The organism is Myxococcus llanfairpwllgwyngyllgogerychwyrndrobwllllantysiliogogogochensis, assembly GCF_006636215.1.
GTDB lineage: Bacteria > Myxococcota > Myxococcia > Myxococcales > Myxococcaceae > Myxococcus > Myxococcus llanfairpwllgwyngyllgogerychwyrndrobwllllantysiliogogogochensis.
Genome location: NZ_VIFM01000032.1, coordinates 1 through 12,338, shown reverse-complemented (window position 1 = coordinate 12,338; position 12,338 = coordinate 1). Strand labels below are relative to the sequence as shown.

Genomic DNA, 12,338 nt, shown 5'->3' with positions numbered 1-12,338 from the left:
CGACGGGCCGCCAGCCCGGGCCCTCAGATTTCGTGGGCCGTCTGCTCGTACACGAGGACCTTGTACGACTGGGGGAAGAGGATGACGTAGAGGCTGCGCCAGTTGTCCCCGTTGGGGCCCGTGGAGAACGTGCGGTAGTAGCGCTTCACCTGCACCGTCTCCACGCCGTTGCCGTACGTCTCCAGCATGACGGGCAGCAACGGCCGGAACTGCGAGTACATGGCGTCGTTCAACTCCGGCAGGCTCAGCACGAGCGGCGCCGGGTCGCTCCGATAGCCGATGTAGCGGCCCTGGGCGAGCACGGCCGCGGCGGCCTGCGTGAGCGTGGCCTCGCCCGAGTACGGCCACTGGTAGTCGAGCCGACGCAGGTACGACGTCGCGTCCTCGCGCACCTGATTGGCGGTGTCGAGCGTGTACTGGAGGCGCTCGGTGAGCGGATTCTCCACGTACGTGAGCACGGCTCCCGCGGGCGCCGGCTGCGGGTTGGGCAGGCACGTGCCGCCCACACACGCCGCCTGGAGGCGGAACTGCTTGTCCACTCCGTTCACGAAGCCCACCACCACCAGGTACTCGCCCGTCTTCGGCACCGTCACCAGCCCCACCTTGCTCAACGTGCCGTAGCCGGAGTCGTCATCCTGCGCGTGCAGCGTGGCGCCATGGCTGCCGCTCGCGTCCTTGGGGCCATAGAGGAACAGGCCGGTGTCCAGGTACATGGAGCTGCCCAGGTGTGTCACCTCCAACGCGAGCTGCGCGCCCGCGTTCGCCTGGAGCGTGTAGCCGAAGTACCCCGGCAAGGTGCTCGGGTAGCCCGCCACCGCGCCGCCGATGGACAGGGGACCCTTGAGGGTGGTGCTGTCCGCGATGTTTCCGCTGGCGGGAAGCGTCGGCGCGGAGATGAGCGCCTGCGTGCCTTCCTCCAGCGCCCCGTCTTCCAGCGCGGCCTCGGGCGCGCCACCACAGGCGCCCAGGAGGGCCACCGGCAACATCCACAGCCAGGCTTGCTTCAGGTTTCCACGCATCGTCTCGGCCCCGTGTCAGTGAGGACGGAGGCGCGGGTTTCGCTCTCCGGCGACCGCCCTGGGTGTTCGGGCCCGTCTGCCATTCCTCAACCTGAAACTCAAGCAACCGAATTGAAACTTCATTTGCGCTTGTAGTCCGATGTGCCGAGAAGACCTTGGCACCTCGCGCCTTGAATGAAACCCATGAGGCTGGGAATGCTGGCGCCATGTTCCCATCCCGCATGTCCTGGCGCTGGAGCGCCGCGCTGTTGTCGCTGGTCCTCGTTTCATCCGCGCGAGGGGAGGCCCAGGAGGCCGCCGCGCCCGGGGGGCGGGAGCGCGAGGTGATGTTGCTGACGGGGGCCCTCTTGGGCCCGACGCCGATGGTGGAGGACCTGCGCTCGCTGGTGGACGAGGTAGGGGGGCGGGCCACGGGCTCGGAGTCCAACCGTCGCTCGGTGGCGTGGGCGCTGGAGCGCTTCCGCGCGGCGGGCGTCCCCGCGACGAGTGAGCCCTTCCGCATGCCGGCGCTGTGGCTGGAGCAGTCGGCGAGCGCGACGGTGCAAGGGAAGGGCGTGCGCTTCGCGCCCCGGGTGGCCGCGATGCCCTTCTCCACGGCGACGCCGAAGGGAGGCCTCGCCGCGCCGCTGCTGGACGTCGGACGCGGCGCGGAGGCGGACTTCACGCGCGTGGGTACGAAGGTGAAGGGTGCGTTCGTGCTGGTGGAGACGGAGGAGCTGCGGGACGTGGAGGGCCTCTTCCGCGAGTACGAGGAGGCGGTGGGAATCGAGGCGCGCGCGGTGGGCGCTGGCGCGGCGGGCGTCGTCTACATGGGCAGCCGTCCGGGCAATCAGCTCTACCGGCACAACGTGTCGACGGGCGCGAAGAACACCCGACCGATGATGGTGATGGAGCGCGATGGAGCCCGGCGCGCGCAGCGGCTGCTGCGGGCCGGCATCGCGCTCACGATGAAGGCCGCGCTGGAGCTGAAGACGGGCGGGCCCTACGAGGCGCACAACGTCATCGGTGAGATTCGGGGCACCACGCGGCCGGAGGAGGTCGTCGTGCTGGGCGCGCACCTGGACAGCTGGGACCTGGGCGGAGGCGCGCTCGACAACGGCGCCAACGTGGCGATGCTCATCGACCTGGCGCGGCAGCTGCGGCGGCTGGGACTGAAGCCCGCGCGCACCATCCGCTTCGCCCTGTGGAACGGCGAGGAGCAGGGCATGCACGGCTCGGCCGGGTACGTGCGCTCGCACGCGGCGGAGCTGGATGGACATGCCATGGCGCTGTCGGTGGACATCGGCTGTGGCCGCATCAACGGCTTCTTCACCAATGGCCGCCCTCCGCTGGTGCCGCTGGTGGACAAGGCGCTCCTCCCGGTGGCGGGCCTGGGTCCCTTCACTCAGGTGGATGTGCCGGTGGTGGGCACCGACAACCTGGACTTCATGCTGAGCGGCGTGGCCAACCTCATCGCCAACCAGGAGTCCGCCACGTATGGGCCGAACTACCATGCGCGCTCGGACGAGTTCGAGCAGTGCGACGCACGCACGCTGCGCGCCAATGCCGCGGTGGTGGGCGCGCTGGCGTGGGGCTTCGCCACCATGGAGGAGCGGCTCCCTCGGCAGGGACGCGCGGAGGTGGAGGCGCTCATGAAGGCCACCGACCTGACCGAGCAGATGAAGTCCTTCAACCTCTGGGATGAGTGGGAGGCGGGGAGCCGAGGCCGTCCCGCCGAGCGTCAGGTGTCACCCACGCCGCGCTGAGCGGGGCCCCAGGCTTCAGCGGACCTTGTGCGCCGCGAGCCACGCGTCGATGAGAGGGAGCGTCTTCTCCGAGGGGTCGTCCGTCATGGCCATGATTCGCGCCTCGGCAACGAGGCGCAGGGCCCGTGGGCGGTCCTTGCCGGACTCCCACAGGGCCTGGGCGAGCAGGAACTTCACCTCGGTGCGCTGGCCGACCTCCGGCCGCGCCTTGTCCCAGCCGGCGACGGCCCGCTCCAGGGGCACGAGCGCCTCCGTGGGCCGTTTCAGCTTGAGGAAGGCGGTGCCCAAATCTCTCAGGCTGAGGGTCCACTGTCCGGAGCTGTCATCCGGTTGCAGGAGCATGATGTCCGCGGCCCGCTGGCAGTAGTGCGCCATGTCCGCGTAGCGCTCCTTGAGGGACATGATCTTCCCGACCAGGCGCAGCGGGCTCACCAGCGACGGGTCCATCAGTCCGCGCGACTTGTCGCGCAGGGCGATGGTCCGCAGGAAGTGCTCCAGGGAGAGGTCGAAGTGGCCCTTCTGGAAGAAGAGGACGCCCAGATTGGCGTGGATGACGGAGGCGCCGTAGCTCTCCGGCCCGTCCGTCTTCGCGACGATGGTGAGGGCGCGCTCGTAGAAAGGGAGGGCCTCGTCCATGCGCGATTGGACGACGAGCGTCGAGGCCAGGTCGTTGAGCGCGTCGTAGACGCGAGGGTGGTCCGGGCCGAGCGTCCGCTCGAAGACGCCGAGCGCCTCGCGGGCGACCACCTCCGCCAGCTTCAGCTCCTCCTGGTCCCTGAGCACGGGGACCACGGCCAGTCGCACCCGGGCGACCTCCGGGTGCTCGGGGCCCAGGGCCTGCCGGGTGATGGTGGCGGCGCGCTCCAGGTGGGCCCGGGCCTCGGCGAGGCGGGGGTGGACCCACTGCGTGGAGCCCAGCTCCAGGAGCACGTCCGCCACTTCCAGGCTGTCCGGCCCGAAGGTGCTCTCCGCGAACAGCAGGGCCTGCTCCTGCAACGCCACGGCCTCCTCGAAGCGCCGCTGCTTGCGCAGGACGGTGCCGGAGTAGGTGAGGAGGTGGACGCGGGTCAGCTCGTTTCCACCGCCCAGCCGTTCGATGGCGGCCGCGGCGCGGTCCTTCCAGCGCGAGGCCAGCTCGTACTCGTCCAGGCCGATGCAGGACACGCGCACCAGCAGCGTCCACGCGCGCGCGGCCACGGCGTCCTGACGCGTGGCCTCCGCCGCGTTCAGTGCCTCGAAGAGCGCGGCCTCCGCGCCACGCCAGTCTCCGGCGCCCTCGCGCAGCTCGCCGAGCAGCAGGGAGATTTCGGCGCCGTCGTGACGGTTCGCCGCCCGCTTCGCCGCCACGGCCGTCGGCTCCACCAGCGTGACGCCTTCCGCGTAGCGACCGGTGGCCAGGAGCGCTCGGCCTCGTGCGAGCGTCGCGCGCAGCGCCTCGTGGCGCTCGCGTGCTTCAGGTCCCTCGGGCAGGGTGGCCCCGCCGGGTGCCAGCGCCTCCGAGCATCCCGACAGGGGGGGCAGGCCCTTCACCGCGCGGTGCGATTCGTCCACCGTCCTGGCGTCCGCCTGGGACAACAGTCGCGTGAGCGCGGAGACATCCGCCAGCCGATTGTCGAGGCAGCGCATGCGCCACGCCATCACCTCTTCGGGCTGCTCGCCCCGGACGCGTGTGGCCTCGCACGCGGTGGTGCGCGTCGTCGTCCAGGCGGCGGTGTACGCGTCCAGCTCCCGGCGCACGCGCTCCCAGGCGGCGGAGGCATAGGGCCGGCCGGTGGCGGTGAACGCGGCCTGGATGGCGGCGGCCTGCTCCGGGCCCCAGATGGTGGTCATCTCCTGCGGCGCGCTCGCGCAGGCCCGTGCTCCACGGGTGTGCACCGCGTGTGTGAGGCCCACCGCGGTGGCGAGGATGGCCACCGCGCTGGCGAACTGGAGGCCTCGCTTCCACCTCGTGGCCGGGTCGTTCTGGAGTGCGTCGAGCAGGGCCTCCAGGTTCGGGAAGCGGTCCTCCGCGCGACGGGCGAGCCCCCGCAGCAACACGCGACGCAGCCATGGAGGAACGCGCGTGCCGTTGGGCGGAGGCCGCACCTGTCCCGAGGACACCTGGGAGGCCAGCTCGGCCAGGGTGGCGCCTTCGAAGGGGCGTGCGCCGTACAGGGCTTCGTGGAGCGCCACGCAGAAGGAGAACTGGTCTCCGGCCGCGCCCGCGCGCGTCTCGCCCAGCAGTTGCTCCGGCGCCATGTAGGCCGGCGTGCCGCCCGTCAGCGAGCGCTCCACGGTCTTGTCACGCAGAGGGTCCGTGCGCGCGGGCAGCGCGCTCTCGCGTGTGGTGGGAGCGCCCAGGCGCGCGAGGCCGAAGTCCGTGACGTGGACATTGTCGTCGCCGCCGACGAGGAGGTTGGCGGGCTTGAAGTCGCCGTGCACCACGCCCGCGGCATGCGCCGCCGCGAGCCCCCGGCCCGCGTCGAGGAAGAGGTCCAGCACCTCGCGCCAGGGGCGGGGCGCGGCCTTCAGCCACTCGCCCAGCGTCTGGGCCTCCACCCGCTCCATGGCCAGGAACACGTGCTGGCCGAAGGTGCCCACGTCATAGACGGCCACCACGTTCGGGTGGGAGACGCGGGCCATGGCCTGCGCCTCGCGCAGCAGGTGGGCGCGCTCCTTCTCCATGTCGAGCCCCAGGGCGCCGGTGCGCAGCAGCTTGAGGGCGACGCGGCGGTCCAGCTCCGGGTCATAGGCGCCGTACACGACGCCCATGGCTCCCGCGCCCAGCAGCTCCAGGACGAGGTAGCGGCCCACCGCCGTGCCTTTCTCCAGCGGCGAGTCCTCGCGGCGGGGAGACAGGGGCATGGGCTCGGTGGGCGTCGCGCTGGTGATGAGGTCCGGAGACTGCGCGCGCAGTCCCTCGGCCACGAGCGTCCGACACGAGGCGCACGTGTCGAGGTGGGCATCCACCTCGGCGCTCTCCGTGGGCGACAGCTCGCCCAGGAGCAACTTCATGAAGACGGTCTCATCGACGCAGCGCATGAAGGGTGTCCCCTCCCACGGGAGGGTTCCTGTACTGGGGTGGGAAGTGGGCGCGAGCGACGATAGCAGAGAGTCCCCGCGCGACAGGGGCGAGGGTGCCACGTGGCGGCTTCGTCACGGTGGCGCGAGGCTTCGCGCGGGACTCGTGCGGTGCGGCGTCGAGGGGGGCAGGCGGGCGCGGGCCGCAAGGCGCGGGCGCTGGGCGGAGCCTGAGCGCCGCAGGGGACGAGCCACGTTCGAGGCCTCGGTCTTCATGCCGACGGAGGGAGGCGTCGCATGCGCGTGCGGCCCCGTCTGGAAGCCGTGGTTGCGCGGTATGCCACGGTCTCCGCGCCGACAATGGGGGGAGGTCTCGCGTGAGTCCTCCGTCGTGTCATGGCAGTGTGATGGCGAGGAGGGATGCACGTGAAAGTCGCGGTCCTCGATGACTATCTGGAGGTCGCACGCTCTTCGACGGACTGGTCCCGACTTCCCGCTGGGGCCGAGCCGCGCTTCTTCCGCGAGCCCCTCGCGGGAGAGGACGCCGTGGCGGAGGCGCTCCAGGAGTTCGACGTCATCGTCGCGATGCGCGAGCGCACGACGTTCCCCGCGTCGCTCATCACACGGCTCCCCCGGCTTCGCCTGCTGGTGACGACGGGAATGCGCAACGCGGCCATCGACGTCGAGGCCTGCCGACGCCAGGGCATCACCGTGTGTGGCACGGGCGCGGTGGGCGCACCCGCCGCCGAGCTGACGTGGGCGCTGATTCTCGCGCTGCTCAAGCGCATCCCGGACGAGGACTCATCGCTGCGTGCGGGGGGATGGCAGACGGGGCTGACGGAGACGGTGTCCGGCAAGCGCCTGGGCGTCGTGGGGCTCGGCAAGTTGGGGACACAGGTGGCGCGCGTGGGGCTCGCCTTCGGGATGGAGGTCGTGGCGTGGAGTCGCGGCCTGACGGCCGAGCGCGCGGAGGCGGCTGGAGCACGCCTCGTCGACAAGGCCACGCTCTTCGCCTCGTCGGATGTCGTCACGCTGCACCTGGTGCTGGGCGAGCGGACGCAGGGCGTGGTGGGCCCGACGGAGCTGGGGGCGATGAAGCGCTCGGCCTACCTCGTCAACACCTCTCGCGCGGGGCTCGTGGACGAGCAGTCCCTGGTGTCGGCCCTGCGCGAAGGGCGCATCGCCGGTGCGGGGCTGGATGTCTTCTCCGTCGAGCCGCTGCCGCGCGAGCACCCGTTGAGGTCCCTTCCCAACACGGTGCTCACGCCGCATCTCGGCTACGTCACGCGGGAGAATTACGCTGTCTATTACCGCGACGCCGTGGAGGACATCCTGGCCTGGAGCCAGGGCAGTCCCATGAGGCTGCTCGGCGCGTGAGTCATGCCCGGGCCTCCAGCTCCAACTGGCCCTGGGCGCCCACTCGCAGCGTCACCTGTCGGTGCGGAGTGCCCGCATGTGTCGCGAGCCACTGCGCCAGCGGGACGATGGCATGCTGCTCCACCGCGCGCTTCAGCGGGCGCGCACCGTAGCGCGCGTCGAAGCCGGCCTTCGCGAGGAAGTCCACCACGTCCTCGCCAAAGCTCACCTTCACCCCACGCCGCGCGAGTCCCTCTCGGCCCAGCGCAGCCTCCAGCGTGCGTCGCGCGAGCGTCCGGATGACGTCCGGCGCGAGGGCGCGGTAGGGCACCACCTGGTCCAACCGGTTGAGCAGCTCCGGACGGAAGAAGGCCGTGGCCGCGCCCAGGTAGTGCGCCTCCATGTCCCGAGGCGTGTCACCACCAAAGCCCAGCGAGCGCGCCGCCGACTCCGCGCCCAGGTTGCTCGTGAGCAGCACCACCGTGTTCCGGAAGCTGACGGTGCGCCCCGTGCCGTCTGTCAGCCGTCCCTCGCCGAGGACCTGGAGCAGCAGGTCATGCACACCCGCGTCCGCCTTCTCCACCTCGTCCAGCAGCACCACGCCGAAGGGCTGCTCGCGCACGCGCCGCGCGAGGCCTCCTTGCTGGCCTCCCACTTCACCCACCAGCCGTCCCGCGCTGCCGGGCGCGGCGTACTCCGCCATGTCGAAGCGGGCCAGCCGGGCGATGTCGCCGAAGAGGTATTCCGCTAGCGCCAGCGCCGACTCCGTCTTGCCCACGCCCGTGGGACCCAGGAGCAGGAACGCCCCCAGGGGACGCGAGGGGTCCGCCAGTCCCGTCTTCAGCGTGACGACGAGGTTGCGCAGGAGCAGCGTGGCCTCATCCTGGCCAACGATGCGCTCGCGGAACCGGCGCAGCAACGCATCCGGGTCCAGGCGAATCGAGGAGTCCACCAGCTCCCTCGGGTAGCCCGTGCGCGTGCAGAACGCGGAGGTCACCGCGCCCGCGTCCACTTCCGTTCCCGTGGCGGCCTGCGCCGTCGCGGCGCGAAGCAGCGACACCGCGCCACCCGGAGGCGGCCCCTCTCCGAAGCGCTCCGTCAGCTCCGCCGCGCGCTCCAACGAGGCGGGTGTGAAGCGCACCTTGCGCGCCTTCGCGACGCGCTGGGATGCCTGCTGCACGGCGGCCCGTGCCTTCTCGGGCGCCAGCGGCTCCACGACGACGTGTCGCAGCGCCTGGAGGAAGGCGCCATGCGTGCGCTCCGCTCGCGCGACGTCCTCTGGCGTGGCCTCCAGCACCAGCGCCACCTCGCCCCCTTCCAGCGCCGGCAGCAGGTGCCGCGCGACGTCCAGGCCCGTGTCACCGCCGCCCAGGGAGAGCAGCTCGGAGAGGCTGTCCAGGTGGAGCACCGCGCGCCGCACCCGCAGCTCGTTGACCATGAGCTGCACGCGCTTCTGCCACTGCCCCAGATAGCGCATGCCGGCCATGATGCGACCGCCCGAGGTGCTGAAGACCTCCAGTCCCTGGAGCGCATTCCCGGCCGACGCGGACTCCGCCCGGTGCACCAGCTCATGCACCAGCGACGTCTTGCCCACGGAGGGGGGCCCCACGAGCAGCACGCTGGCGCGCGCTCTCGAGGTGACGGCTTCCGCCAGCAGGCCGACCTCCGTGTCGCGCTCCCAGGCACGCTCCAGCAGTCCCGCACGGGCCTCCTCGTTGAGGCAACGACTCGCCTCGGCGAGCCCAGGAGGTGGGGGAGGGCGGCGCACCGGCCCTCGGGGCTCCTCGATGATGCGCGCGCGGGTCGCCTCACGGGACTTCACCGTCACGGAGATGGTTTCGACGGTCTCATCGCCCAGGTAGGCCAGCGAGTGCAGGCGCTCCAGCGGCGCCATGTAGAGCTCGTGGCGGACCAGCTCCTCCACATAGGCCTCCAGGTCCCCGAGGTCCTGCAGCGAGCCCTCCACGTCCACGCGAGGAACCCAGACGTGCACGGCCCCCTTCGCCGCGCCCTTCCGGCCACCGCGCTCCGCCTTCCCTCGTCCACCGCGCGTCACCACCGTGAGCTTGAGCGGAACGGGCAACAGTCGCCCGTGCTGCACGGCGCGCACGGTGAGGTTCATCTTCTTCGTGCGCAGGTCCGGCCAGTGGGTCTGCGCGTCGCGCAAGTCCCCCCGCTTGAGCAGTCGGCCCAGCACCTCGGCCACATCCAGTCGCGCGGTCGCCAGGTCCGGCGCGAACGAGGCCAGATGCGGGTGCGTCAACACGTGCGCGGCCACCCCCACGCCGGGGTAGTTCCGCACGAACAGATGGAAGTTCTTGTCCATGTCAGTGCCCTCCTCGCGCGGAGTCACGCAGCACTCGCGCCGCCCAGGCCACGGACTCGGAGGGAGTTCTCCCGCTCCCCAGATGAACGACGTTCTCGGGTTCGCCCTCCATGACGACGCGGCCCTGGGGCGACTCGGGCACCAGGCCCGCGCGACGGGCTTCCCGCTCCGCCAGCTTCACCGCGTCGCGAGTCGCCACCGCCCGGGACACGCTCTTCATCAAGTCTGGCGCGTCCGCCAGCAGCTCCACGCGGACCAGCGCGGGCCGCACGCCCAGATGCACCAGCGCATAGCCCTCCAGCGTCGCGAGCACCTCCGACAGACCGAACGCCGCCATGCTCACCACCTGCCGCCGCACACGCACCCCCGCGGGACGCGCCGAGCCCGGTGCCGCCCAGCTGATGGTGCCGTCCGGCTCCACGTGCTCCTCGTGGACGACCACGCGTCCCAGGCCCTGGGGAAGCCCCTTCACCACGGCATCCAGCGCGGAGGTCGGCGAGTCCGCGAGCCCTTCCACCAGCAACGCGTGCACCTCCATTCCGCGCGCTCGCGTGGCCAGTTGATGCGCGAGCCACTCCACCTCATCGCGCAGGTTCACCACCTTGGGGCGGCAGCGACGCAGCCGCTCCTCGGGGGACACCGGCATCGGCTCCGGGACATAGGAGGGCCGAGGCCGCAGCCCGCCCCGTCCCTTGTTGTGCCTCCAGCTGTCCTGGTACCCGTCACGCTCCAGCTTGCCCACGCGCTCCTCTGTCTCCAGGAAGTCGCGGTCCGCCAGTTCATTCTCGCGGATGTCCAGGGCCTCCGCCGACAGGCGCTCCAGTCGCTCTCCCAGCTCCACGGCCTCGACACCACCGGGCGGTGCCTCTCCGTCCGAGCGCCTCGCCTCCGCCGCCTGGAGCGACTCCAGTCGCGTCGTCACTTCCTCAAGGACGCGCGACACGCCAGGGAGCGTCCAGGTGGTGGGGTCCTGCTCACGGGCCCACGCGGGCTCCCTCATGAGCAGCTCCACCGACAGCCCCATGTCCTCGCCCCGGCGGAACAGCTCCACGCGGGCCAGGTCCTCGCCGCCGCGCCGCACCAGGTGGTGGGCCAGGGGCACGGTGAGGCGTCGCTCCAGCGCGCGCTTCAAGGGACGCGCGCCGTAGCGCGGGTCATATGCCTGCTCCACCAGCAGGTCGAGCAGCGCGGACTCCACCTCCACCAGCACGTTGCCCCGGCGGATGCCTCGCCGCGACAGCAGCGACTCCAGGGCGTGCTCCACGACGACGCGCAGCGCGGCGGGCGTGAGGGAGCGGAAGGGCACCACGCGGTCCAGGCGGTTGAAGAACTCCGGGCGGAAGAAGGCGCGCACCGAGGAGAGGTAGTGCGCCTCCGCGCCTTCCGGAGCGCGGTGGAAGCCCGTGCGGGCGGCGGCCTCGCGCACGCCCAGGTTGGACGTGAGCACCACCACCGCCTGTCGCGCGTCCACGGTGCGTCCCGCGCCGTCCGTCAGCCGGCCTTCACCGAGGAACTGGAGGAGCGCGTCGAAGATGCGCGGGTGCGCCTTCTCCACCTCGTCGAACAGCACCACGCAGAACGGCTGGGTGCGCAGCGCCGTCGTCAGCTCGCCGTCCGGTGCGCCGGGCAGGCCCAGGAGCCGGGTGATGCTGGAGGCGGAGACGAACTCCGACATGTCGAAGCGGACCATCCGCTCCTCGCTGCCGAAGAGGGTGCGCGCCAGCGCCTTGGCCGTCTCCGTCTTGCCCACGCCGGTGGGGCCCACGAAGAGGTAGGTGGCCAGCGGCTTGTCCGGCGGCTGCAGCGAGCGCTGGAGCGTGAGGATGGCATCCACCACGGCGGCGACGGCCTCTGGCTGTCCGGCCACCTGCGCGGCCAGCTCGCGCTCCAGCACGTCCCGGGACTTCGGAGGCGCGCTCCCCAGCACGAAGTCCGGCAGGCCCGTCTGCGCGCGCATCGCGGCGGTGACGTCCTCCTCCGTGAAGCGGCGCACGTTCTGGTCCACCGTGCCGGGCCTCGCGAGCACCCGGCGCAAGAGCCGCACCGCCTTGCCCGGGAAGGCCTCGTGCGCGACGAAGCGCTGCTGGAGGTCCAGCAGGGTCTCCAGCGCGAGCGGGGACAGCCGCACCGCGGGCCCTCCTTCGCCCGAGCCCTCCAACTCCCGCAGTGTCCCCAGCAGGGCTGGCAACGTCGTGCGGGGCTCCAACGCGGGCACGTGCACCACGCGGAACAGCGAGGCGAGCGTCGGCGCCTCCTCGCGCACCCGCTCGAAGCGCTCGGGCGTGGACTCCGCGAGCACGGTCAATTCGCCGCGCGCCATGTGGGGTTCCAGGAACTGCGCGACGTTGGTGCGCTCGCTGGAGGTGCGCCCCGCGTAGACGAGCGAGGCCAGGTCGTCCACGTAGAGCAGGTCACCCACCTCCACCAGCTCCTTCACCACGCCGCGCGCGCGGGCCTCCCACTGGCCCACGTACATCATCCCCGCGATGAACTGATTGCCATCCACGCGCCACACGTCGCGGCGCTGTCCCGCGGCGTCCTGGCGCGCGGTGAGCCGGCGCACCACCTCGTGCACCAGTGCCGTCTTGCCGGAGCCCGGCGGTCCTACCAGGACGATGGCCGCGCCCTCCCGGCCCTCCAGCGCGTCCACCACTTCGCGCACCAGCGCCTCGCGGCCGTAGCAGTGCTCCAGCCCGTCATCTCTCGCGGAGTGGCTCAGGTTTCGCGCCACCTCCCGCAGCTCGGTGAGCGTGAGGCGGCGGCGGTTGCGGCGCGCCTCGCGCTGCTCGGGCGTCTCCGGCGGAGTGGCCGTCCCCTTCGAGTCCTTTCCAGTCGTCCGGCGGCGCCGGGGCGGCTTGGGCGGCTTGGGCGGCGTCCGGGGGAGGATGGTGG

General features: G+C 71.7%; 6 protein-coding genes. 2 read left to right on the top strand and 4 right to left on the bottom strand.

Features of this window, described 5'->3' with window-relative positions; translation table 11 throughout:
* Positions 1-23 precede the first annotated feature (23 nt).
* A complete protein-coding gene (locus FJV41_RS10740; RefSeq protein ID WP_141642351.1) occupies positions 24-1,019 on the bottom strand; it encodes a hypothetical protein in 996 nt (331 codons plus the stop codon).
* A gap of 206 nt (positions 1,020-1,225) precedes the next feature.
* Here FJV41_RS10740 and FJV41_RS10735 point away from each other — a divergent pair, with 206 nt between their 5' ends.
* Entirely contained in the window at positions 1,226-2,764 is a 1,539-nt protein-coding gene (locus tag FJV41_RS10735) for a M28 family peptidase (RefSeq protein ID WP_246137143.1), read from the top strand.
* A 15-nt stretch (positions 2,765-2,779) separates the two neighbouring features.
* Here the strand turns inward: FJV41_RS10735 and FJV41_RS10730 are convergent, their stop codons facing one another.
* Positions 2,780-5,785, bottom strand: coding sequence for a tetratricopeptide repeat protein (locus FJV41_RS10730; protein WP_141642350.1), 3,006 nt, complete (start codon positions 5,783-5,785; stop codon positions 2,780-2,782).
* A 405-nt stretch (positions 5,786-6,190) separates the two neighbouring features.
* On the opposite strand from FJV41_RS10730, the gene FJV41_RS10725 reads away from it, so the two are divergent.
* The gene (locus FJV41_RS10725; RefSeq protein WP_181790544.1) at positions 6,191-7,141 is read left to right on the top strand and encodes a D-2-hydroxyacid dehydrogenase family protein; all 951 of its coding nucleotides are present in this window, start codon (positions 6,191-6,193) and stop codon (positions 7,139-7,141) included.
* Position 7,142: 1 nt separating this feature from the next.
* Here the strand turns inward: FJV41_RS10725 and FJV41_RS10720 are convergent, their stop codons facing one another.
* The gene (locus tag FJV41_RS10720) at positions 7,143-9,446 is read right to left on the bottom strand and encodes an AAA family ATPase (protein WP_141642348.1); all 2,304 of its coding nucleotides are present in this window, start codon (positions 9,444-9,446) and stop codon (positions 7,143-7,145) included.
* Between the two features lies 1 nt (position 9,447).
* The coding region (locus tag FJV41_RS10715) for an AAA family ATPase (RefSeq protein ID WP_141642347.1) at positions 9,448-12,338 on the bottom strand (2,891 nt) is incomplete at its 5' end.